The sequence below is a fragment of the Parasedimentitalea huanghaiensis genome (assembly GCF_009753675.1).
GTDB lineage: Bacteria > Pseudomonadota > Alphaproteobacteria > Rhodobacterales > Rhodobacteraceae > Parasedimentitalea > Parasedimentitalea huanghaiensis.
The window spans coordinates 43,246-66,952 of sequence record NZ_WQLV01000006.1 but is presented as its reverse complement, the minus strand read 5'-3'; the positions used below and the strand labels follow the sequence as shown (position 1 = coordinate 66,952).

At 57.5% G+C, this 23,707-nt stretch carries 21 protein-coding genes; 10 read left to right on the top strand and 11 right to left on the bottom strand.

What is annotated here, in order from left to right; genetic code table 11:
* Nucleotides 1–92 precede the first annotated feature (92 nt).
* The gene (locus tag GO984_RS11210) at nucleotides 93–830 is read right to left on the bottom strand and encodes a phosphodiester glycosidase family protein (RefSeq protein ID WP_342448078.1); all 738 of its coding nucleotides are present in this window, start codon (nucleotides 828–830) and stop codon (nucleotides 93–95) included.
* The gene (rbfA, locus tag GO984_RS11205) at nucleotides 827–1,219 is read right to left on the bottom strand and encodes a 30S ribosome-binding factor RbfA (RefSeq protein WP_138162948.1); all 393 of its coding nucleotides are present in this window, start codon (nucleotides 1,217–1,219) and stop codon (nucleotides 827–829) included. Before rbfA ends, GO984_RS11210 begins: the two co-directional genes overlap by 4 nt.
* Nucleotides 1,220–1,307: 88 nt before the next feature.
* On the opposite strand from rbfA, the gene dapB reads away from it, so the two are divergent.
* Nucleotides 1,308–2,117 carry a 4-hydroxy-tetrahydrodipicolinate reductase gene (gene dapB / locus GO984_RS11200; protein ID WP_157022628.1) on the top strand — a complete coding sequence of 270 codons (810 nt, stop codon included), beginning with the start codon at nucleotides 1,308–1,310 and terminating at the stop codon, nucleotides 2,115–2,117.
* A 97-nt stretch (nucleotides 2,118–2,214) separates the two neighbouring features.
* Here dapB and GO984_RS11195 read toward each other — a convergent pair whose 3' ends face one another.
* From GO984_RS11195 to GO984_RS11165, 7 genes are all read right to left on the bottom strand, one after another.
* Nucleotides 2,215–3,537 (bottom strand): M16 family metallopeptidase, encoded by a 1,323-nt coding sequence (locus GO984_RS11195; protein ID WP_157022627.1) that lies wholly within the window; start codon nucleotides 3,535–3,537, stop codon nucleotides 2,215–2,217.
* Nucleotides 3,534–4,877, bottom strand: a complete 1,344-nt coding sequence (locus tag GO984_RS11190; RefSeq protein ID WP_157022626.1) for a M16 family metallopeptidase — start codon at nucleotides 4,875–4,877, stop codon at nucleotides 3,534–3,536. Before GO984_RS11190 ends, GO984_RS11195 begins: the two co-directional genes overlap by 4 nt.
* A 153-nt stretch (nucleotides 4,878–5,030) precedes the next feature.
* The gene (locus GO984_RS11185) at nucleotides 5,031–5,546 is read right to left on the bottom strand and encodes a DUF3035 domain-containing protein (RefSeq protein WP_157022625.1); all 516 of its coding nucleotides are present in this window, start codon (nucleotides 5,544–5,546) and stop codon (nucleotides 5,031–5,033) included.
* 53 nt (nucleotides 5,547–5,599) lie between these two features.
* The gene (lspA, locus tag GO984_RS11180; RefSeq protein ID WP_157022624.1) at nucleotides 5,600–6,079 is read right to left on the bottom strand and encodes a signal peptidase II; all 480 of its coding nucleotides are present in this window, start codon (nucleotides 6,077–6,079) and stop codon (nucleotides 5,600–5,602) included.
* Nucleotides 6,080–6,094: 15 nt separating this feature from the next.
* The gene (purH, locus tag GO984_RS11175; protein WP_157022623.1) at nucleotides 6,095–7,684 is read right to left on the bottom strand and encodes a bifunctional phosphoribosylaminoimidazolecarboxamide formyltransferase/IMP cyclohydrolase; all 1,590 of its coding nucleotides are present in this window, start codon (nucleotides 7,682–7,684) and stop codon (nucleotides 6,095–6,097) included.
* 22 nt (nucleotides 7,685–7,706) lie between these two features.
* Nucleotides 7,707–9,449 (bottom strand): heparinase II/III family protein, encoded by a 1,743-nt coding sequence (locus tag GO984_RS11170; protein WP_157022622.1) that lies wholly within the window; start codon nucleotides 9,447–9,449, stop codon nucleotides 7,707–7,709.
* Between the two features lie 92 nt (nucleotides 9,450–9,541).
* Nucleotides 9,542–10,819, bottom strand: a complete 1,278-nt coding sequence (locus tag GO984_RS11165; protein ID WP_157022621.1) for an RsmB/NOP family class I SAM-dependent RNA methyltransferase — start codon at nucleotides 10,817–10,819, stop codon at nucleotides 9,542–9,544.
* Between the two features lie 87 nt (nucleotides 10,820–10,906).
* On the opposite strand from GO984_RS11165, the gene GO984_RS11160 reads away from it, so the two are divergent.
* Entirely contained in the window at nucleotides 10,907–11,098 is a 192-nt protein-coding gene (locus tag GO984_RS11160; RefSeq protein ID WP_138162957.1) for a DUF1674 domain-containing protein, read from the top strand.
* A gap of 68 nt (nucleotides 11,099–11,166) precedes the next feature.
* Here the strand turns inward: GO984_RS11160 and GO984_RS11155 are convergent, their stop codons facing one another.
* Both GO984_RS11155 and deoC read right to left on the bottom strand, forming a co-directional pair.
* Nucleotides 11,167–13,503 carry an aldehyde dehydrogenase family protein gene (locus GO984_RS11155; RefSeq protein WP_157022620.1) on the bottom strand — a complete coding sequence of 779 codons (2,337 nt, stop codon included), beginning with the start codon at nucleotides 13,501–13,503 and terminating at the stop codon, nucleotides 11,167–11,169.
* A gap of 12 nt (nucleotides 13,504–13,515) precedes the next feature.
* A complete protein-coding gene (deoC, locus tag GO984_RS11150; RefSeq protein WP_157022797.1) occupies nucleotides 13,516–14,505 on the bottom strand; it encodes a deoxyribose-phosphate aldolase in 990 nt (329 codons plus the stop codon).
* 198 nt (nucleotides 14,506–14,703) lie between these two features.
* On the opposite strand from deoC, the gene GO984_RS11145 reads away from it, so the two are divergent.
* The 8 genes from GO984_RS11145 to GO984_RS11110 all read left to right on the top strand — a co-directional run bounded on the left by GO984_RS11145 (nucleotide 14,704) and on the right by GO984_RS11110 (nucleotide 23,707).
* Complete coding sequence (locus GO984_RS11145; protein WP_157022796.1) at nucleotides 14,704–15,669, top strand: metal ABC transporter solute-binding protein, Zn/Mn family; 966 nt, start codon at nucleotides 14,704–14,706, stop codon at nucleotides 15,667–15,669.
* 2 nt (nucleotides 15,670–15,671) lie between these two features.
* Nucleotides 15,672–16,475, top strand: a complete 804-nt coding sequence (locus GO984_RS11140) for a metal ABC transporter ATP-binding protein (RefSeq protein ID WP_157022619.1) — start codon at nucleotides 15,672–15,674, stop codon at nucleotides 16,473–16,475.
* A 5-nt stretch (nucleotides 16,476–16,480) separates the two neighbouring features.
* Nucleotides 16,481–17,686: a metal ABC transporter permease gene (locus GO984_RS11135; protein ID WP_157022618.1), complete on the top strand. Its 1,206-nt coding sequence runs from the start codon at nucleotides 16,481–16,483 to the stop codon at nucleotides 17,684–17,686.
* Entirely contained in the window at nucleotides 17,683–18,612 is a 930-nt protein-coding gene (locus GO984_RS11130; protein ID WP_157022617.1) for a metal ABC transporter permease, read from the top strand. The genes GO984_RS11135 and GO984_RS11130 overlap by 4 nt, the downstream gene beginning before the upstream one ends.
* 54 nt (nucleotides 18,613–18,666) lie before the next feature.
* A complete protein-coding gene (gene mutL, locus GO984_RS11125; protein ID WP_157022616.1) occupies nucleotides 18,667–20,553 on the top strand; it encodes a DNA mismatch repair endonuclease MutL in 1,887 nt (628 codons plus the stop codon).
* 80 nt (nucleotides 20,554–20,633) lie between these two features.
* A complete protein-coding gene (locus GO984_RS11120; RefSeq protein WP_157022615.1) occupies nucleotides 20,634–20,879 on the top strand; it encodes a hypothetical protein in 246 nt (81 codons plus the stop codon).
* Nucleotides 20,880–20,959: 80 nt separating this feature from the next.
* Complete coding sequence (locus GO984_RS11115; protein ID WP_342448077.1) at nucleotides 20,960–22,360, top strand: DNA recombination protein RmuC; 1,401 nt, start codon at nucleotides 20,960–20,962, stop codon at nucleotides 22,358–22,360.
* 69 nt (nucleotides 22,361–22,429) lie between these two features.
* Nucleotides 22,430–23,707 carry an adenylate/guanylate cyclase domain-containing protein gene (locus GO984_RS11110; protein WP_157022614.1) on the top strand — a complete coding sequence of 426 codons (1,278 nt, stop codon included), beginning with the start codon at nucleotides 22,430–22,432 and terminating at the stop codon, nucleotides 23,705–23,707.

Sequence of the window (23,707 nt, the reverse complement as noted above, 5' to 3'; positions counted from 1 at the left end):
TTCCACTTCGGAAAACAAGCCCAGCTTTGACAGGAACTGCAACCGCTCAGCTAACGTAGGGTGTGTGCTTGCACGCACCATCGACTTAACTGCTAGTCGTTCGCCTCAACCACACCAACCACTGGTCCCATCATGAACCCGTTATCGCTACGTCCCACAGAGGGCGCATGCAGGCGAGAAATGTTACCGTCGAAATACAACGCGCTGGGGAGTTTCAGGTGGTCGCGAAACAGGCGGCCGAACTGGTGAAAGGTGACGGCGTTGCGGGAAATAGCAAAGACAACGCGTTTGCCATCTGCCGAGGTGCCAACGCCGTTTCGGATATAATAGGAATTTGAGTCGACCAAAAACCGAGGGTGCAACTCGCCTTCGATCACCAACATCGGGCCGGATTGAGTGGCGTGGGTGCAGTTCACGCCCGAATCGCGATACTGCAGACTTTCATAGACATCGGCACGTCCGGGGCGCATGCAGAACACGCCATTGGGCAGTAGGCCAAAGTTACCGGGGCCGGCGTTGGGGATCAGCCGCATTTGTTGCTGTTGGTTTTCGATGTATAGACCAACTGGCGAACGGTCGGAGTGATACATACCGGCATTGGTGGCAAAGGCGAGTTTTTGACCGTCTTGCGCCAGCGCCGCGTCGATCGCGGAAAACTGGCCATATACCTTGCCTTGATCGTTACGCAGGAACAGTTGGAGTTTTTCCGTGGAAGCGTCGACCTCGCACACCGTGAAGCGGTTGCCATCATAGGCGATGTCATTGCAGTCCAGCGCTGCAACAGGGGCAGCACCAAGCGCTGCCAGCAATACCAGCAGCGCCCTGATCACTCTTCGATGTCGCGGCGCACCACGTCCTGGTTCAGCAACCGTTCAGTTTCATCCATCCGGTCAAAGGTCTCGTCCAGACGGAACCGGAACTCCGGCGAATGCTTCAGCGCGGTTTTCTTGGATACCAGACGGCGCAGCTCTCCCATGTTCTTGGCGAGCAGTTTCAGCACGTCCTCTTTGCCCTTGCCGCCCAGTGGCAGCACATAACAGGTGGCGATACGGAGGTCGGGAGAGGTGCGGACCTCGCCGACGGTGATAGAGAGACGGTTCAGCTCGGCATCATGGACGTCGCCACGCGCCAACACTTCCGACAAGGCACGTCGGATGAGTTCGCCAACACGCAGTTGTCGTTGAGAAGGAGCACCATCATTGAATTTGTTCTTAGCCATACATCCGATTTAAGCACAAAGTGAGACTTTGCCAAGCGGTGCCAGAGCGGTTAGGAAAAAAGCAGCTTGAGAGAAAAGGGTAGGGCAAATGACGGATAGGCCAGGGATCGTGATTACCGGTGGGTCGGGGCGGATGGGGCAGATGCTGATCCGAACAGTGCTGGAAAGCGACAAGGCACGACTGGTGGGTGTCGTCGAACGTTCGGGTCATACCTGGGTTGGTCAGGATATCGGCGTTGCGATGGGCGGAGCGGCGATTGGTGTCAACGTGACCGACGACGCGCTAGAAGCGTTTTCCAAAGCTCAGGCGGTGATTGATTTCACGGCACCCGAAGCGACGCTGGAGTTTGCCGCGCTGGCAGCGCAGGCGCGGGCGGTGCATGTGATCGGTACCACGGGGATGTCCGAGGCGCAGATTGCCCAGCTTGAACCTGCTGCGCGTCATGCCGCCATTGTGCGGGCGGGCAATATGAGCCTGGGCGTGAACCTGCTGGTTCAGCTGACCAAGAAGGTTGCGGCTGCATTGGATGAGGATTTCGACATCGAGGTGATCGAGGCACATCACCATCACAAAGTAGACGCACCTTCAGGCACAGCCTTGATGTTGGGGGAAGCCGCAGCAGAGGGCCGGGGTGTGACCCTGTCAGACGTGTCTGACAGTGGCCGTGACGGCATCACTGGAGCGCGCAAGCGGGGTGATATCGGGTTCAGCGCCATTCGTGGCGGCGACATCGTGGGAGAGCATGACGTGTTATTTGCTGCTGCAGGTGAGCGTATTGTGCTGCGTCATATGGCGACGGATCGCGCAATCTTTGCCCGTGGCGCGCTAAAGGCTGCGTTGTGGGGGCAGGACAAGGCCCCAGGCCAGTATGATATGGTTGATGTCTTGGGGCTGTAACAGCGGCCGAGTGAGCGGCCCTTGGCCGCTGCCTCCGGCGGGGATATTTGTAGCTAAATAAAGCAACGGCGGCAGGTTGAACTGCCGCCGTTTTGGATTATTCAGACGATGATTCCAGCCCCTCGGGGCGACCAACCACAGTAAAATGCAACCCGTCAGGATCCAGTAATTCAGCGGCCAGCTGGTTTACATCTTCCAGCGTCACTGCGTTCACTTTGTCGTTTCGGGTGGCAATATAGTCGATTGGTAGGCCCTGCATCTGCATTCCCACCATGATCGAAGCAATGGGGCCATTGCCATCAAATCGCAGCGGGTAGGCGCCCGTTAGATAGGTCTGAGCATCCTGCAATTCCTTTGGCGTTATGCCATCGGTGGCCATCCGGCGCCATTCCTCGCGGATCACATGGACCGCTTCTGCGACTTTGCCATTGGCCGAAGCGACAGAGCCCATATAGACCGCTGCCAGATCACGCGGCACCAAGTAAGAATATACGCCATAGGTCAAACCACGCTTTTCGCGGACCTCACTCATTAGGCGGCTTGCAAATGAGCCACCTCCAAGGATTTGGTTCATCACATAGGCTGTAAAGAACCGTGGATCATCGCGGTCGATGCCGATCTGACCAAACAGAGCCACCGATTGTGGGGTGTCAAAGTCAACCACGGTGACACCGCCGGGAATGGTAACCTTGGCGGGGCCGGGGATTGCAGCGCCCGTTTCGGGCAGATCGCCGAGCAATGTATCCAACAACTCGCCCAACTGTTTTGGATCAATATCACCCACCGCACCGACATAGAGTCGATCCCGGGCAAAGACTGCCTGGTGGGCATCAATGATATCTTGCCGATTGAGCGCTGTGACGCTCTCGATGGTGCCTTTACCATCCGTACCATACGGGTGATCGCCATAGGCCATTGCCGCGAAGGCGCGGCCTGCAATGTCATTGGGGTCTTTGGCATCCGAGCGCAGACCGGACAGGACCTGACCACGTACCCGATCCAGAGCAATTTGATCAAACCGGGGCGCATGGATGGTATCGCGCAGCAAAGCGATGGCTTCCCCCCGGTTTTCGCTCAGGAAACGGGCGGAAATCGAAGCGCTGTCTTTGCTGGTGTCATAGGAGAACGACGCCGCCAGCCCTTCGAGAGCTTTGGCATAGTCCTGCGCCATCAGGTCGCCAGCGCCCTCTTCGAGCAGACCAGCCATCAGATAGATGGCGCCTCGTTTGCCAGGGGCATCCAGTGAGGTGCCGCCACGAAACCGTAGCTCTAGTGCGGTGAAAGGGATCGAGTGATCCTCGACCAGCCAAGCGGTGATACCACCTGGTGAGGTGACTTCTTTGATTTTCACCTCAGCCAGTGCCGGCAATGCCAATACACAGGCGGTCAGGGCCGCCATCACCTGTTTGAAACCCATCATTGGATTGCCTCCTCATCCCGCATCAACCAGCCGGTCACCGAGACCTCGGGGCGGAGCACTTGTTTCGCAACTGCGATAATTTCGTCAGCTGTGACGGCCTGCAAAATGTCGGGCCAAGCTTGAACATCCTCGATTGTCAGTCCCGAGGTTAGTGCCCGGCCATAGCGGTTAGCGATGCCATCGACGTTGTCACGCGCATAAATTTCAGAAGCTCGCAGTTGCAGTTTGATCCGGTCCAACTGCTCTGCATCTACGCCATCTTCCAAAAAGGCTGCATAAGTCTGGTCCAAAGCCTCTTCGGCCTGTTGCAGCGATATGCCTTCGGCGGGCACGACCAGAAATGAAAAGGTTGTGTCGTCCAGCGACATGCCTGAGTAGAACGCGCCGGTGTAAACTGCGACCTGCTGTTCGAATTGCAGGGCGTTGGTCAGATAAGACGTTGTGCCGCCACCAAGCAGTTCGGACAACAAAAAGAGTGCAGCGGCTTGCTGTTGATCTCCCGCATCCCGTTCTGGCGCCAGATATGAGCGCTGTACATAGGGCTGGGCGACGCGGGCGTCTTTGAAGGTCAGCCGACGTGCAGCAGTTTGTGGAGGTTCCTCGGTGCGCAAGCGGTCGGGCAAATCAGGGTTGGCTGGGATGACACCGTAATACTGTTCGGCCAATCGGTTTACTTCGTCCGGGTCAACATCGCCTGACACCACCAGGATGGCGTTGTTAGGGGCGTAATAGGTGCCGTAGAAAGATAACGCATCCTCCATGTCCAAAGTCTCCATTTCATGGCGCCAGCCGATGATGGGTACTCCATAGCGGTGATTGTGGTATTGCACCGCATTTGACTGCTCGCGAAAGAGCGCGCGCGGGTTGTTGTCGGTCCGCTGGTTGCGTTCTTCCAGGATCACCTCACGTTCGGTTTCAATATCACGCTCGGTCAAGCGGATATTGACCATGCGGTCACTTTCCATCCGCATCATCAGTTCTAGCCGGTCGGCGGCGACGCGCTGGTAGTAAGCGGTGTAGTCGTAGCTGGTAAAAGCATTATCTTTGCCGCCATTGGCGGCAACAGTTGCTGATAGCTCACCTGATTCCAGGGTTTCGGTGGCTTTGAACAGCAGGTGTTCCAAATAATGCGCCACGCCAGACTGGCCTTTTGGCTCATCCGCTGAACCTGCCCGGTACCAGACCATATGCTGTACAACCGGGGCGCGGTGATCTTCGACCACCACCACTTGCATGCCATTGCCAAGCGTGAAGTTGGAAACCAGTTCTTCGCTCGCGAAAGCGGCGCCAGCCCAGCTGGCCGAGACGATCGCACTCGCCCATGTGATCCCTTTGATCATGCGGCATCCTCCTTGTTTTGCTCAGACCTGTCAGCACGTGTCATTGCAACTGCAATACACGCAATTCAGCCTAGAGACGTTTCAAGTGATATGTCAGGCTCTTATCGGTTGCGGTCAAGCTATGACGTGGCTGATCTGTCGAAAACGTGAGCGCTATTGTCCCGGAGGCGCCGAAGGAGTGCTAAAACCGGAGTTCCTGAACAGATTGTTGATCTTGAACGGATTGATGGCTTCTTTTCTGTAGGCTTCTTCGTAGCGATCAACATTAAACAGTTTGAACCGCGCTGTTCTGTTTTCGCGCTTGCGAAAGGCTGCATCTTCAGTTGCGAGTGAGGCCCGAACGTTTGGCACGACGCCATAGCGGCTGGAGGCAGTCACCAGAGCGCCGTCACTACCTGGAATGGCGCCGCCTGCGTTCAATGATGACTCATTACCGCCCAAAGCCACCACAGCATCAGCCAAGGGGTTTTGATCGGTCAGATTGGCACCACCCGGGGTTGGGGTGGGTAACGTTGCATAGTTTTCTGGCTCAGTCAGGGGCTTGGCAGGCATCACCAGAAATTCATCGGGGCCAGTGCTGGGTTGCTGTAAGCTGCGCAGCCCTTTTGAACTGCAGCCCGCAAGAACCACGGCTGTGGCCAGAATAAATACACTCAGAGGGATCCGCATGGCCCCGTACTCCTGCCTGTTTCACGCGCTTTTACAGTATTTAAACCTTAAGGTCACGTAGCCTTTTTACCTTGTCTTTCGAACACGATCAAACCGGCAGCGCCAGCAAAGATAAAGACATCCGCAATGTTGAAAACAAAGGGGTTTTGAATGCCACAACACGACATGTTGAGAAAATCCAACACATAGCCATAAAGCAACCGGTCAGCGACATTGCCCAGTGCGCCACCAATCACCAAGCCCGCTGACAGCTGCATCCATCGGGATGGGTGCCAACCCCGGATCCAAACCGCGACCACGACACAGATGACCAGGGACAAGCCAATCAGGATCCAGCGCGACGCATCAGACCCGTCGCCAAACAAGCCGAAGTTGATACCAGTGTTTTCGCCGTAACGAAAGTTCAGCAGGGGTGGGAACACGTCGATAGCGTGAATTCGGGACAACTCCATCGAGTGTATCACCAGGTATTTGCTTATCTGATCGAACAGGAACGCCACAACTGCGCCCCAGATCATCCAACGTGTGCCCATGCCCTGCTGTCCTTTTTAGTGACGGAAGTGGCGCATGCCGGTGAACACCATTGCAATGCCCGCGTCATTGGCTGCTTTGATGACTTCGTCATCGCGCATCGATCCACCGGGTTGGATAACGCAGGTGGCACCCGCTGCAGCGGCTTCCAGCAGACCGTCCGCAAATGGAAAGAATGCGTCAGAGGCCACGGCAGACCCCTTGGCCAGACTTTCGTCCAGTCCCAGAACATCAGCCATGCGCTGCGCCTTGGAGGCAGCAACATTGGCGCTGTCGAGACGGCTCATCTGGCCGGCACCAACACCAACAGTTGCATTATCTTTGACATAGACAATGGCGTTGGATTTGACGTGTTTGGCAACTTTCCAGGCGAACAGCAGATCTTGCATCTGCTCGTCTGTCGGGGCTTTTTCAGTCACAACTTTCAGATCGTTGAGATCGACGTAGCCAACGTCTTTGTCCTGAACCAGCATGCCGCCGCCAACTTGCTTGTAGGCCACAATGGATGCGCGGGTGTCTGGCAGACCATCAGTCAGCAACAGGCGCAGGTTTTTCTTTGCTGCAAAGATTGCCTTGGCCTCGTCGGATGCGCCTGGTGCAATCACAACTTCGGTGAAAATTTCTGTGATTTTTGCAGCCGTCTCAGCGTCCAGCGGCTGGTTCAAGGCAACGATGCCACCAAAGGCAGAGGTGCGGTCGCAATCAAACGCTTGCTGATAGGCTTCGGCCAGAGTTGCGCCACGGGCCACACCACAGGGGTTGGCGTGTTTGATAATTGCAACAGCAGCGGTTTCGGCGGGGTCGAACTCGGCAACCAGCTCATAGGCGGCGTCGGTATCGTTGATGTTGTTGTAGGACAGTTCCTTGCCCTGCAGCTGAACCGCGGTGGCAACGCCGGGACGGTCAGATCCATCGGTATAAAAAGCAGCCTTTTGGTGGCTGTTTTCACCATAGCGCAGTGTCTGCTTCAGCTCACCCGCAAAGGCACGGCGCTTGGGGGCTTCTAGTTCCAGCGCGGATGCCATCCAGTTGGACACAGCCGAGTCGTAAGCCGCTGTGCGGGCATAGGCTTTTTGCGCCAGCTTTTTGCGGAACCGTGGGCAGGTGGCACCCTCGTGCTGATCCATATCACCCAGCAGTTTTTCGTAGTCTTCGACATCCACCACAACGTTGACAAAGCCGTGGTTTTTGGCCGCGGCGCGGATCATCGCAGGGCCACCGATGTCGATGTTTTCGATGCAGGTGTCATAATCAGCGCCTTTGGCCACGGTGGCCTCAAACGGGTAGAGGTTCACCACCAGCAGATCGATGGCTGCGATACCATGTTTATCCATGGCAGCGACGTGATCGTCGTTATCGCGCAACGCCAGCAATCCGCCATGCACGTTTGGGTGCAGTGTCTTGACGCGGCCGTCCATCATTTCGGGGAAGCCGGTTACGTCGGACACATCTTTGACCGTCAGGCCTGCATCGCGCAACGCCTTGGCGGAGCCGCCAGTCGAAAGCAGTTCGACACCGCGCTCGGCCAGCGCTTTGCCCAGCTCAATCAGGCCAGTTTTGTCGGAAACAGAAAGCAGCGCACGGCGTACGGGGTGAAACTCGGTCATGGCAGGGCAGTCCTTTGCAGGCTCAGTCAAAGATCTCGGGGTCATCCCGATTCAGGTCGCGCACGGCAATTGCAGTCTCTTGCGCCTTGCTGAGCGTCCACCGGATGCGCGTCGCATACTGCATTGCTCGTCCGGATAAAATGATCTGTTTTGTCGCGCGCGGTTTCAGGCGGGTTTTTTCCAGATAAACGCTGGGCTCCAACTTCAATTCGCAGTTTCCATCGTGGCGGAATACCCAGATTTCACCGCTTCTCAGCGCCATGGATACTGCTGAGCCACCCAAGTCAAGTGCAGCGTCCACTTCAGGATGAAGATGTAGCCGGATATCAAAGCCAACACCGCCCAGCGATAGCGCATCCATAGCTTTGTCGAACTTGTGCTTGGACTCATCTTCAATCGCCAACAGCATGTCTTCTCCTGACAGTGACCTGCCATCAAAAGACAGTTCAAGGCTGCGAGCGTGGGTCAGGCCAAAGTGGCGGTCAAAACCATTGTGCCCGCCTTGGAAACGAAAACCGTTGGCAATTTCGCTCATCTCAACCGGGACCTGATCTGGTGATTCGATCAGTATCTCGTGGCTGGTGCCTTTTTGTGGCGCACTGAGCCGGGCGCTGGAGTGACCTTCAATACAAAGAGTTGAATGCGACGGTGTCGCCCGTCCCGCGCGGCGCCATTCTACGCCAAAGGCCTCGCCCGAACCGCAGTTGACGACCAATGGCCGCCGCCCTGAGGTCAGCTCAAACGCCAATGTTGATGCGTGAGCGTTGGTTGACGCCGCGCCAGTTGGTGGTGCGCTAGCGTCGATAATAACGGAGCTACGCCCAGCTGAAAGCCGTGCATATCCCATTGCTAACCCGTCGGTTTTACTCTCGACGACATGACTGGCGGCCAATGCGTGGTCCAGCCAGCCTTCCAGCCCACGTCCGCCGCCATGAAGCCGAGCCAACCCGCCATCGCTGTGTCTCAAAGTGCGCAGGGTGGGGGCAATGCGTTCGATTGCTGCGGTATGGGCGGGGGGGACGGTGCGTCCTGCCTCGTGCAGGGCCGCTGCGGCCCATGATAACAGGGTGAAAACTTCGAGAAGCTCTTCGGGGTTGCGGGTTGGAAGACCGCCCTGATCATCAATCTGCTGCTGGCATTCCTGCGCAAGGGCCTTGATCGCGGGGTCAGCCAGTTCCTCGCGCCCTTCCAGTGCTAGCCCTGCGTAAATCAATCCGGTCAGCGCCTCAAACCTTGGCAACCCGGGAGAGGCACCCTTCCAGCGGTGGGATAAGAACCACGTCTGTTGCGACAGGGAATGGTAGAATGTTTCGCTGGCTTCTTTGTCCTGCCCGCGTAACAGGAACAGGGCATGGTTGATCCAGCGGATGACCCTGCGACCGGTTAGATCCGGCGACCAGCCAAGTCCCCCGCCATTGCCATGAGAGTCGATCCAGCCCCACAGCCATTTCTGGGCCTTTTCACGCGCAGGTAGATCGCCGACCGAGGCCAGATCGTCGAGCCAGGAAAAGCCGTTACGCTCGGCATCAAAGGCCGTGTCGGGTGCTTCGACGTCCCACAACCCGGTGGTGGGTGATTCGACTAGATATCCGGCAAACAGCAGGTTTCCCGCCACCAACTGTCGGCCACGGGCAAAGCTGCCAATGGTGCGTGGTTCGGGTTGTGATACGAAGCCGGTTGCAGCGGGCTGTCTGCGGGACAGCCGCGCATAAAGGCGGTTCATAAAACGAGTGCTTCGACTCGCCAATCTATCGTGTCTGGACATGCTCTCTGCCTCATACGCTCTGCTGGCGTTTGGCTGGAGCATAGCGCGGGCAGAGCCTCAAGTCACCGATTGAATGCGTGAGGAGGCAAGACCTAGGCGGCTTTGCGCAGGCAAGCCATATAGAATCCATCCATGCCACCACGATCAGGCCAGTAATCCGGTCGAAGACGTAGCCCGCCTTCGCTGGTAATCCAGGCCGCATCAACGCCGGGTACGTTCAATGCATCGCGATCCACGGACATATCAGGGAACATGTCCAGCGCCTCTTCGACTTGGCATTCGCCTTCGTCCGGCAACAAGGAACAAGTGCAAAACAGCAGCTTTCCACCGGGTTTAACCAGTGACCAGGCATGTGCCAGCATCTGGGCCTGCAACTCGATCAACTGACCAAATTCGCTGCCATCCTTGGCGTGGGGCAGGTCAGGGTGGCGGCGAATGGTGCCGGTGGCAGAACAGGGCGCGTCAAGCAGGACGGCATCATATTGTCCCTGCTGTTCCAGTGCATCACCAACAACCAGTGAAGCCACCAGGCCGGTACGGGTCAGGTTTTCCTGTACCCGCGCCATGCGGCCTTTGGAGATATCTACGGCAGTGACCTTGGCTCCGGCCGCAACCATTTGCATCGTCTTACCACCTGGGGCGGCGCAAAGATCCAAAGCGGTTTCGCCCGCCTTCATGTTCAGTATTTTTGCCGGAAGAGCCGCAGCAGCGTCCTGTACCCACCATGTACCATCACTGTAGCCTGGTAGCGCAGTAACCTGTCCGGCGTCAGTAATGCGAATCGAACCGGTGGGCAGGGCTTCGCCATCCAAAGCGGACAGGTCTGTGCCGGGTTTGCAACTGATATCCAATGGTGCACCGTTGAAATGCGCCTTTTCAATCTCCAGCATTTCAGGATTGCCCCAGGCCTGCGCTAGAGGGCTGCGCAGCCATTTGGGCAGACGTGGCACCCGCAGGTTAGACCAGTCTTGCGGGCCTTCTTCCGCAATCTTGCGCAGCACAGCGTTGACCAGACCTTTGAGTTTGCCGTGGCGCTTGTGCTTGGAGACAATCTCGACCATGGAATTTACCACCCCGTGGGCAGCCGCACCTTGACACAGCTCCACAGTTCCCAGCCGAAGTGTATTGTGAACCATCAAAGGTGTGGCTTTGCGCAGGTGCTTTTTTAGCAGGCGATCGGCGCGTTCCAGCCCACGCAGGGTTTCCATTGCCAGTCTTTGGGCGCGTGCCCTGTCTTCGGGAGCGAGCTTGTCCAATGCCCCAGCGGATAGGATTTCGGGCATCAACCGGTTTTCGCCCAACACCTGATCCAGCAGATAAATGGCGCTGCGGCGCGCCTGTGTTGCCGATTGGGTGGCGGGTTTGGACATCTTCAGCTCCTAAAGCGGGGGAGGGCATGCGGGTTGTTCCCGCGGGACAGGGGCGTATATCATGGGATTAGCATAAAGGAACCCGCGATGAGCGATCAAACCCCAACTGAACCCTCCGACCTACCGCCTGCCGCTGTGCGTGCATTGGCTGAAGCGGAGGAGCGTCGCAAAGCGGCTGAGGGTAAATCCCCTCCTCCCAAAGAGCTGGGTGGTCGTGATGGGCTGGACCCGGCGCGCTATGGTGACTGGGAAAAAAAGGGCATCGCAATCGATTTTTGAAGGGGCGGGCGTGGGGGCCAGCCCCCACACCCCCGGGATATTTAGTGCTAGATGAACAGGATCCCTATCTATTCGCCGTAGGGGACCCAGATGTTTTTGACTTCCGTTGCAGCTTGCAGAAAACGCTTGGAGTGATCCAGAGACCAATCCACTGCTTGTGAATTGTTGACCCAGGTGCGTTTCAGGTTGCCGGCTGAGGCCGACTCGATTGTTGAGGACAGGTTGTTGGAGGAGAAGCTCCAGACTGCGTCAACGTTCAGATGTGCGGCCAGCGGTTTGGCGACTTCGGTATGGCTGCCAGTCAGGATATTCACCACTCCGCCGGGGACGTCTGACGTTTCCAACACCTGGTAGAAATCGGTGGCAGCCAGCGGAAAAGGTTGTGAGGCAGTCAGAACCACCCGGTTACCCATGGCAATGGCAGGGGCCATCACTGAGACTAACCCGAGCAGTGGCGCTTCGTCTGCGCAGAGCGCTCCAATTACACCGGTGGGTTCCTTCATCGCCAGCGCAACGCCGCGAATGGGGACGTTATGTACCTGGCCGTCATATTTGTCGGCCCAGGCTGCAGCGGTGAACAACCGCTGCACCGAGGCTTCGACCTCGGCTTTGCCGCCCTTTGCGCCAGTCATACTGTTCACGCGATTGGCGAATTCGTCGGCGCGGGCCGAGAGGTTTTCGCCGATGTAATACAGGATCTGAGCCCGCAGGTGGCCGGTGGTCTTGCCCCAGGCTTTGGCACCGGCTGCGGCCTCGACTGCATTGCGCACGTCTTTGCGGTTGGCCAGTCCGACGTGGCCCAACAGGGAACCGGATTTGCCGTAGACGGCCTGCGAATAGCCGCTGTCGGGGCGGGTCTGTTTGCCGCCGATATACATTTTGGCAGTGCGGTCCAGAGGATCTGCGGGGGCGCCATCACCTTTAAACGGTTTGATCAGAGTCAGCGGTTTGGTTTTGCCTTTGGGCCTGGTATAGGCGCTGAGCCCTTCCCAGCCGCCTTCGCGGCCAAAGCCGCTTTCGCGCACGCCGCCAAAGCCAGCTGCGGCGTCGAACATGTTGGTGCCGTTGATCCAGACCACGCCAGCCACCAGTTTTGGCGCGATATCCAGCGCCAGATTGATGTTTTCGCTCCACAGTGTGGCGGCGAGGCCGTAGCGGGTGTTATTGGCGATCTCAACCGCTTCGCCTGGGGTGCGGAAAGTAGAGGAAACCAGCACCGGACCAAAGATCTCTTCCTGCATCAAAGTGTCAGAGGTGGTCAGGCCTTCGATCAGGGTTGGTGGGTAGAAACAGCCACCTTCTGGCATTTTGATCTGTGGCTGGTACATCTCACCTGCGGTATTGGCGGCGACCAAAGCGCTGATTGTGTCCAGCTGCACCGGGTCGACGATGGCGCCCACGTCGATGCATTTGTCCAGCGGGTTACCAATGCGCAGTTTGTCCATCCTGATGCGCAGTTTGGCGTGGAAGGCTTCGGCAACGCCCTCTTGTACCAGAAGGCGAGAGCCGGCGCAGCAAACCTGGCCCTGATTGAACCAAATCGCATCCACCAAGCCTTCGATAGCCGAATCAATGTCGGCGTCGTCGAAGACTATGTAGGGGGATTTTCCACCCAGTTCGAGCGTGAGTCCTTTGCCGGACCCGGCAGTGGCTTCGCGGATGCGACGACCGACCGAGGTGGAGCCGGTAAATGCAATTTTGTCGACTTCGGCTGCTACGATCATCTCGCCCACGGCCCCGTCACCGGTGACGATGTTGACAACACCAGCGGGCAGCCCCGCCTGTTTGCAGATGTCGGCAAACAGTAGCGCAGTCAGCGAGGTGTATTCAGCAGGTTTCAGCACCACGGTATTGCCCATTGCCAGGGCAGGTGCAATTTTCCACGACAGCATCAGCAGCGGAAAGTTCCACGGGATGATCTGGCCACAAACCCCTAACGCCTGAACATCCGGCAGCTCAGCCTCCATCAGCTGTGCCATACCAGCATGATAATAGAAGTGCCGTTGCGCCAGTGGGATATCGATGTCGCGGGCTTCGCGGATGGGCTTGCCGTTGTCGAGGCTTTCCAGAACCGCAAACAGGCGTGAATGCTTTTGCAGCAGGCGGGCCAGCGCATAGAGATATTTGGCACGGCCAGGACCGCCCAGAGCTTCCCACTTTGGCTGGGCCTTGCGGGCAGCAATCACGGCAGAGTCGACGTCAGACTGGGTGGCCTGTGTCAGGGTTGCCAGAACCTCACCTGTAGCGGGGTTGCGGCTTTCGAAACCATCGGCAGGAGGGGTGAAGGCCCCATCGATAAAGTGGCCAAAACGGTCACCTTGATCCACCAGCCAGGCGAGTGCCTCAACTACGCTTTCGGGAGCAGGGCCATAGTCCATGGTTTCAAAAATCTCTTTGATTGACATAATTCTGATCCCTTATCCCATCGCGTGGCGGTAGCCCGCCGAGTATGCGCCGGTGACGTGGTGTTCCAATTGACGTTCGATATCGCCCAGCAGCGATGAGGCACCAAAGCGGAACAGATCTGGCATCAACCAGCGATCGCCCAGTTCCTCTTTGATCAGAGAGAGGTAAACGAGCGAGTCCTTGGCCTTGGATATTCCGCCAGCCGGTTTGTAGCCGACCCGATACCCGGTGCGTTCGTAGTAGTCGCGGATGGCTCGGATCATCACCAGTGACACGGGCAGAGTGGCGTTGACGCTTTCCTTGCCGGTCGAGGTCTTGATGAAATCAGCGCCGGCCATCATGCAGATCAGCGAAGCACGGGCGACGTTGCGCAGGGTTCCCAGCTCACCCGTGGCAAGGATCGCCTTGACGTGGGCGTCGCCGCAGGCCGTGCGGAAGGCTTTCATTTCATCGTACAACGCCTGCCAGTTCTGCGTCAGTACGTGCCGCCGGGAAATCACGATATCGATCTCTTCGGCGCCAGCTTTGACGCTTTCCTCGATTTCGGCTAGCCGCAGGTGAAATGGGGACAGTCCGGCCGGAAAACCGGTTGAAACAGCCGCAACAGGAATACCTGACCCTTGCAAGGCCTGAACCGCGGGCGCGATCATATCGTGATAGACGCAGACCGCTCCGGTGGTGATGCCATCAACACCAAGCGCGTCGAGCAATTCTGTCCGAACCGGTTGGCGCGCCTTGGAGCACAGACGACGCACCCGACCTGCGGTATCATCGCCAGACAGGGTGGTCAGGTCGATCAAGGTGATTGCCTTGAGCAACCAAGCGGCTTGATAGTCCTTTTTGACACTGCGCCGACCGGGCAGGCTGGCGGCGCGGCGTTCAATGGCCGAGGTATTGGCCTGAACCCCTGCCACCCAATCCAGATCCAGCGCCATGCCGGGATTGCGTGGTTCAGTCACCTGCGGCAGCTGCGCGGTGCGTTCTGTTGTTTGACTGTCCATCATGCGTCCTCGAAAGCTTGGGGGAGACGGTGCCATGACTGCGGCCCCTTGCGCAAGCAACTGGCGCGCGATGCGCACAAAAAATTTGACTATTTGGACAAAAACAACTCTTATTTGCGAATAAGTCGCATTTGCGTTGACTTAGTTGCGAATGGTTCTCATATATATTCGAGATAAGATCGTAAAAGGACTTCGATGATGTGGATTCGCCAGGTTGCCTTGATGGGCTTGATGATTGTGATGTCACTGCCATTGGCGGCAGGGTTTGCGCGTGCAGAAGCGCCGCTGAAAATTGTAGCGACCACGGGTATGATTGCAGATGCGGCCCGTCAGATTGGCGGTGATCTGGTTCAGGTGCGCGGTTTGATGGGCCCCGGTGTTGATCCGCATGCCTATCGTCAAACCCGGTCAGACATCGTTGCGATGACCCGCGCCGATCTGGTTTTGTGGCACGGGCTGTACCTAGAAGCGCAGATGGGTGACTTCTTTCACGATCTAGAGCGTAAGCGTCAAGTCGTTGCAGTGGCCGAAGGGCTGCCCAAGGACATGCTGCGCAGCCACGATACCTATGCTGATAAATATGACCCACACGTCTGGATGACCCCGGTACTGTGGAAGCTGGTTGTTGTCGAAGTGCAAAATGCGTTGACCGATGCACGTCCGGAAGCCGCTGATACCTTTGCTGCAAATGCGAAGGCTCACTTGGCCGATCTGGATCAATTGGTCGCATATGGTGAAGCTGTCCTGGCAACCGTGCCAGAGAACAATAAGGTGCTGGTTACAGCCCATGATGCCTTTGGATATTTTGGCCGGTCTTACGGGTTCGAGGTTCTGGGCATTCAGGGTATTTCAACCCAGTCAGAGGCTGGACTGAACCGGATCGGAGAACTGGTGAACCTTCTGGTCGAACGTCAGATTAGCGCAGTCTTTGTCGAAAGCTCTGTTTCGGATCGCTCGATGCGGGCACTGATCGAGGGGGCTGCCGCGCAGGGACACGAAGTCCGGGTTGGCGGCGAGTTGTTCTCGGATGCGATGGGGGCCGATGGCACCTATGAAGGTACCTACATCGGCATGCTGGACCACAATATTTCAACCATTGGAGCGGCGCTGGGCGCCGAAGTTCCAGAACGCGGTATGGCAGGCAAACTGTCGGCGGGGTCCTGAGTATGTTGGATTTGGCATGCAGTGATGGACAGGTGAAACAAAGTCAGGCGTCAGAGAACAGTCCACTGGCAATCCAAGGCTTGACGGTTTCTTACGGTCAAAAACCGGCTGTCTTCTCAGTAGATATGACGGTCGAAGCGGGTAAGATGACGGCGATTATCGGTCCCAATGGTGCCGGTAAATCCACCATGCTCAAGGCTGCGCTGGGCATTGTACCGCCGGTATCCGGTCAGATTCAGGTGTTTGGCAAACCGCTGGACGCGCAGCGCGCGCGCATTGCCTATGTACCGCAACGTGCCAGTGTGGACTGGGATTTTCCAACACGGGTGATCGACGTGGTGTTGATGGGCCTGTACCGCGAGCTGGGTCTGCTGGGTCGCTTGCGTGGTGACCACAAGGCCAAGGCGATGGACTGTCTGGATCGGGTGGGCATGGGCGACTTTGCCACCCGTCAAATTGGCCAACTGTCCGGTGGCCAACAACAGCGTGTATTCCTCGCGCGCGCATTAGCACAGGGTGCTGACCTTTACCTGCTGGATGAACCTTTTGCCGGGGTGGATGCTGCGACCGAGAAAGCCATTATCGGCGTACTCAAATCGCTGCGTGAAGCTGGTAAAACCGTTGTGGTGGTGCATCACGATCTGGCGACCGTGGCGGATTATTTCGACAACGTATTCCTGATCAACACCCGCAAAGTGGCCGAGGGAACCGTGGCTGAGGCATTTACTGCTGAAACTTTACAGGCGGCCTATGGTGGACGTCTGGCAACGGCACAGGTCGATCAGCTCGCTCTGGCGCTGGGATAAGTAACATGTTGATTGATGCTCTGCTGTTGCAGCTTGGTTACAACGCCACGCTGGTGGCTATCGGTGCGACTCTGCTTGGGATTTCCGCAGGCGTTACCGGGACATTTCTTTTTCTACGAAAGCGGGCGCTGGTAAGTGATGCAATCTCGCACGCCACCCTGCCGGGGGTCTGCATTGCGTTCCTCATTATGGCCAGCTTCGGCGGCGACGGCCGTAATCTGATTGGGTTGCTTTTCGGCTCGGCTGCTTCTGCCAGTGCTGGACTGTGGTGCCTGAACTGGCTGACCCGCAATACACGCCTGGCCGAGGACGCGGCGATTGGGTCGGTACTGTCAGTGTTCTTTGGCTTTGGCATTGTGCTGCTGACAGTGATCCAAACGCTGGGTGTGGGCCGTCAGGCCGGGCTCGAAGGGTTTCTGTTGGGATCAACCGCCGGAATGCTCTGGGCCGATGCGATGGTAATCGCGGTCGGCGGGGCGGTGACGTTGCTGCTGATCCTGCTGATCCGACGTCCGATGACACTGGTGGCCTTTGATCCTGAATATGCCGCCGCCCGAGGCTTGCCGGTCAGTAAGATCGACATGGCGATGATGGGGCTGGTCATGGCGGTTACCGTGGTGGGTCTCAAGATCGTGGGTCTGATTCTTATCGTGGCCTTGCTGATCATCCCCGCAGTGACTGCGCGGTTCTGGACCGAGCGATCCGATTATGTGGTGCTGCTGGCAGGGCTAGCAGGTGGTCTGTCGGCCTATATCGGCGCAGCGATGTCGGCTTCGGCCCCAAACCTGCCCACCGGCCCGATCATCGTGTTGGTGAGTTTTGCGCTGTTCCTGTTCTCACTGCTGTTCGCCCCCAATCGGGGCGTGCTGGCGGCGGTACTGCGTCACTTTAGATTTCAGCGCCGGGTGCATCTGCGTCAGGGCCTGCTGGCACTGGCACAAGGACAACCCATTTATGAAAAGCTAACCTTACGGCTGCTGCGCAACGGTGGGCTGGTACGCGCCGACGGGGTTGCCACAGATAAGGGCAAGGCCCGCGCGGCCAAGGCGCTGCGCGACGAGCGGCGCTGGGCGGTGGTGCGTAGCGATCAGGCGCATGAGGCCGCCGCGGCGCTGTATGACGGGTTGCGTCAGATCGAATCTGTGTTGACCCAAGATCAAATTACCGAAATCGACCGTCAAATTGGCGGCCCAAAGGAAGTTCTGGCATGAGCGGTGAAGAGTTCGTCCCCCTGTCGCTGACCCCGCTACTGATCGGCATCTTTGCTGCTGTGGCTTGCGCGCTGCCGGGGAATTTCCTGTTGCTGCGGAAACAGGCGCTGATTGGCGACGCCATCAGCCATGTGGTGTTGCCGGGCATCGTGGTCGCGTTCCTACTGACCGGAGCGATTTCGGCCGCACCAATGATGCTGGGTGCTGCTGGCGCGGCGGTGGTTGCCGTGGTGCTGATCGAGGCAATCCGCCGTTTGGGCCGGATCGAACCCGGCGCTGCAATGGGTGTGGTGTTCACCACTATGTTTGCTGGCGGAGTGTTGTTGCTGGAACAAACCGATACATCGTCAGTGCATCTGGATGTGGAACACGCACTGTATGGTAATCTGGAAAGCCTGATCTGGTTGGATGCCGTGGGTTGGTCGTCACTTTTAGACGTGCAAGCGCTGGCGCATTTGCCGGTCGAGCTGCCACGTATGGCGCTGACGCTGTTGGCGGTCACGCTCTTCATTGCGATGTTTTGGCGCGTGTTGAAAATTTCGACCTTTGACGAGGGCTTTGCCCGCACTCTGGGGATCCGTACCAACCTGCTGGGGTTGGCACTGGTGATCACCGCAGCGGTAGCTGCTGTGGCTGCTTTTGATGCGGTGGGGTCCATCATCGTGATTGCCATGTTCATCTGTCCACCGGCAGCGGCGCGCATGATGTCGAACCAACTGGAAGGCCAAGTCGCGTGGAGCGTTGGTTTTGCGGTGCTGTCTGCCGTTTTTGGGTATGTACTGGCTGGCTACGGCCCCCTATGGCTGGGCGCGCAAGATGCCGTTAGCGCTGCGGGGATGATCGCCACGGTATCCGGCGTTATTCTGGCTGCCGCGGCGCGGTTTGGTCCGTGTCGAACCCGCAGCGGTGCACCAGTTGGCGTGTAGGCACGGGCTTCTATTGGGCTGGTAGAATCTCACACCTCTGCTAAATTTAGCGGTATGAATACGCCAGACCCCCATATCAGCGACAGTGAACGTCCTGTCATTCGTCAGTTGGACGACGCCGCCATCAACCGGATTGCGGCGGGTGAGGTGGTGGAACGGCCGGCCTCTGCGGTTAAGGAACTGGTGGAAAACGCCATTGATGCGGGTGCAACCCGGATCGGTATTGAGATAGCGGATGGCGGCAAAACCCTGATCCGCATCACCGATGATGGCTGCGGCATGTCGCCCGATGATCTACCACTGGCCCTGTCGCGTCATGCGACCTCCAAAATTGACGGATCAGACCTTTTGAACATCCACACCTTCGGTTTCCGCGGTGAGGCGTTGCCGAGTTTGGGGGCGGTGGGACGGCTTAACATCACCAGTCGCGCCGAAGGACATGACGCGGCAATGATCAAGGTAGCAGGCGGCAAGATAGAACCGGTACGACCGGCCGCGCTGCGATCCGGCACGGTGGTGGAACTGTCAGATCTGTTCTACGCCACTCCGGCACGGTTGAAGTTCATGCGAACGGACCGGGCAGAATCGCAGGCGATTTCGGATGTGATCAAGCGGCTGGCGATGGCGGAACCCTCGATTGGCTTCACCCTGCGCGATGTCTCGGGCGGTGGACAGGGGCGGGTGACGTTTCGCGCTGATCCGCTGAGTGGTGATCTGTTTGATGCGCTGCATGGGCGGCTGGCGTCGGTGTTGGGGCGCGAGTTTGCCGAGAACGCGCTGAAAATTGACGCCGCCCGTGATGGCATCCGGCTGTATGGCTATGCGGCGTTGCCGACCTATTCACGCGGTGCAGCCGTGGCGCAGTTCTTGTTCGTCAACACCCGTCCGGTGAAAGACAAGATGTTGCAGGGTGCATTGCGCGGCGCCTATTTTGATTTCCTGAGCCGCGATCGTCACCCGGCGGCAGCGCTGTTTATCGATTGCGACCCGGAAATGGTGGACGTCAACGTTCACCCGGCTAAGTCCGAAGTGCGGTTCCGCGATCCGGGTATTGCGCGTGGGTTGATTGTGTCCGCCTTACGCCACGCATTGGCCGAGGCGGGGCATCGTGCGTCGACAACTGTGGGCAGCGCAACACTGGGCTCAATGACGCCAGAGACCCAGGGGATGCCGCCAAGGGTCTATCAGATGGATCGCCCTTCGATGGGTGCACGCGGCGCATCTTATGCCGCCCAGAGACCGGCAGATCTGCCCCCCAGCCTGGGCTTTGCTGAGCTGGCCGAGAGCTATAGCGGTCAACTGGTCGAAGCCCCGGGGTCCATGTCGGATGCGGGAGAGGCCACCGCGCCCGGGGTGGAGCATCTGCCACTGGGTGCGGCACGCGGGCAGGTGCATGAAAACTATATCATCGCCCAGACCGCCGACGGTATGGTGATTGTTGACCAGCATGCCGCGCATGAGCGTTTGGTCTATGAAAAGCTGAAGAACCAGATGGCCGAAAATGGCGTGGCTGCTCAGGCCTTGTTGATACCTGAGATTGTCGAGCTGAGCGACAATGACAGTGCCAAGCTGCTGGAGGTGGCGGATGAGCTGGCCAAATTTGGGCTAGGGATCGAACCCTTTGGTGGTGGGGCTGTCGCCGTGCGCGAGACGCCTGCAATCTTAGGCGAGGTCAACGCCGAGGCGATGATCAAGGATATTCTGGACGAGCTGGATGATCAGGGCAGCAGCCAGTTGGTGCAGGCCAAGGTCGAGGCGATTCTGAGCAGGGTGGCCTGTCATGGCTCGATTCGGTCCGGCCGTCGCATGCGCGGCGAAGAGATGAACGCCCTGTTGCGCGAAATGGAAGCGACGCCGCATTCTGGCCAGTGTAACCATGGCCGCCCTACCTATGTTGAATTGAAACTGGCCGATATTGAACGGCTGTTTGGACGTAGTTGATCCAATCCGGTTGAGAATTAATTTCAACAACGATGAACTCTTAGTAACCAGGTTTCCCTATAAATAAGAATTTTGAAAACATGAAATTACCAAGCCATATATTGTACCGACTAGACCTTGAAATGGAGGGCTTGCCTCTCAAACTTTTGAAAAAACTCCTGTGTGGCAAAGTTAAAGACGGAAAAGTAGAAGTCTACACCAATACGATTTTTTTCATCCGGCATGTCGATAAAAAAGTCATCATTGTTCAGGATGACCTAATGGAATTTGAAGATTTTCCCTGTCCAGAATCTGAGTTCATGGGGTTTCTCGAAGGACGGTACTGAGGTGGCACTTTGTGCTCTTAGACCTTAATGAAGAATAGCAACACTTTAGATACCTTAGGGCACAAAATGGGAGCCGTCCTGTGCAAGTAGATCCTTCTTTGTGGCCGTTGGTTGCCTTGGCCTTGGCTGGCGCAACCGTTTTGTTTGCCGTTTTGTGGGTGCTGACCCGTAAACAAGTTGCAGTGGTCGAAGACCTTCGGAGCGAAAATATAGAACTGCGCCAGGTCTGTGCCTCGATGCAGAGCGAAGTAGCCCGGGTGCCGGAATTGAACGGAGAGCTTGCTGCACTGCGACAGTTGCGCGATGGCGAGGTTGCAGCGCGACATCAGGCCGAGGCTGAAGTACGCGCATTGAAAAGTGAACATGATGTGCGTCTTGAAGAGCTGGATAAGATGAACCAGAAGTTGAAGCATGAGTTTTCGACAATGGCATCCGGCGTGCTCAAACAAAACTCCGAGAACTTTCTGTCACTGGTCAGCGAGCGGTTCAAAACCCATTCCCAAACAGCGGATGCGGACCTGGCCAAGCGCCATGCCGCAATTGAAGGTCTGGTCAAGCCATTGGACGAAAAGCTGGGTCAGTTTGGCGACCGGATCAAAGAGATCGAACAAGCCCGGACCGAGGCCTATGGGGCAATCCGTGAGCAGGTGAAGGCGCTGACCGACGGGCAGGCGACACTGGGCGGCGAGACCCGTAAGTTGGTGCAGGCATTGCGCGCCCCCAAAACGCGGGGACGTTGGGGCGAAATGCAGCTGCGGCAGGTGTTCGACATGGCCGGGATGTCCGAGCATGTGGACTATGATCTGGAAAAATCGCTGGGCACTGATGACGGGTTGCGTCGCCCGGATGCGATTGTGCGCATTCCCGGTGGCAAAAGCATCGTGGTGGATGCCAAGACCCCATTGGACGGATATCTGGATGCGCTGGAGGCTGAAACGCCTGAACAGCAGCAAGAACATTTGACGCGTCATGCACGGCATGTGCGTACCCATGTGAAACAGCTGTCGTCAAAGGCCTATCAAAATGCACTGGGTGAGACGCCGGATTTTGTGGTGATGTTTATCCCCGGCGAGACATTTGTGTCGGCAGCCGCTGAAGTGGATCCGGGGCTGATCGAATATGCGTTTGAGAACAAAGTTTTGATCGCCACACCAACAACCCTGATGGCGTTGGTGAAATCCATTGCCTATGGCTGGCAGCAAGAAAAGATGGCCGAGAATGCACTGGAAGTGCAGGACACGGCTAAGGAGTTGTACAAGCGACTGGTCACGTTCTCGAACAATCTGGCCTCGGTCGGCCGGTCATTGTCGTCCTCCGTCAGCAGTTACAACAAGGCGGTCGGGTCGCTGGAGGCGCGGGTGCTACCCTCGGCCCGTAAATTCGAGGCTATGGGTGTGGTTGCGAGTGGATCCGAACTAAACACCCCAGCGCAGGTTGAAAGTGATGCTCGACAGGTGACAGACCTGTTGGGAGACGAGTAATTTTCTAGGTTTTTGAGAAATCGTTCCTAAATACCGCAGAACCATTGTGTCACTGAGGCCATTTGAAACATGAGCATACTCGCGCCAGATAACGCACTGCTGAAGAAGGCTGAAGTCGAAGCCGAGCAGGTCGTGTCTCTGCTGCGGATTGCGGTCGCCCTTGGCCTGTTGGCGATGTTCTTTCTGGCAGTGAAGGGCAGTAACAGTTCGCCGGAAAACTACCTGCGCAGGCAGTGGGTTTTTGCAGTGGCGACCATGAGCTCTTATTTGCTGGTCGGGATGATCTCACTCTGGATGGCTCGAACGGGGCGTATTCGCAGTTGGATGGTCTGGCCACTGGTCACGGTGGATTGCCTGTTCATGTTGGTCAACGCCTGGGTTGGATTGGCAAACACTGGCCTGCCGGGAGAGTTGACATTTATTCTGCCCCCAACCTGGCTGGTGCCCGTGATCTTTGGCTTTACGGTTTTGCGCTTTAACCCGTATTTACAGGCCTACTGCGTCGCTGTGATTGCCGTCGGTTTGGCGGCACTATCGCTGTGGCAACCAGAAGAGGTGACGCCATTCATAGTAGAGCGTGCGCAGATCCTGCTATCCGGCCCGCCCAATATCATTCGCGTGACCATGATCGCCCTTGGCGGCGTTGTTCTGGTGGTGGCAGCCTGGCGCACCCGGCGACTGGTTCACAGGTCGATTACCGAGGCCCAACAAAAGGCCAATTTGACGCGGTATCTACCTGCTCAGCTGGCCCATCGGCTTGCCGAGACCAGCCTGGACAACCTGCGCCGCGGGAAGCGTCAGAATATGGCTGTTTTGTTCATCGATATTCGGGGGTTTACCCGTTGGTCGCAGGACCGGGATCCACAAGAGGTCGGCAGCTACATTACCGATTTCCGCAGTCGCGTTCAGGGATGCTCGGATGCCAGTGGTGGGATGATAGATAAGTTCATGGGCGATGCTGCGATGGTGTTGTTTGAAGGAGATGGGGCTGCAACACGGGCGATTGAGTGTGCCTCGGCGCTGAAAAAAAGCATGGCGAATTGGTCTGATGCTCGGCAGGAAACAGGTGAAGACGCCGTATTGGTGGGGATCGGGCTGCACTGGGGCGAGGTGTTTTCCGGGGTGGTCGGTGACCCGCAACGGTTGGAATACACGGTGTTTGGCGACACGGTGAATATTGCGGCGCGGCTGGAGCAACTGACCAAACAGGAGAAGCAGGGGATCATTGTCTCTGCGGCAGTGTTGCAAGCCGCATCGGTGGTGCCCGCGTCGCAGGCTTGGATCCCGCTGCCGGCCGCTGAGCTACGCGGGCGTAGCGGCGGCATCGAAATCTTCGGCCGTGGCTAG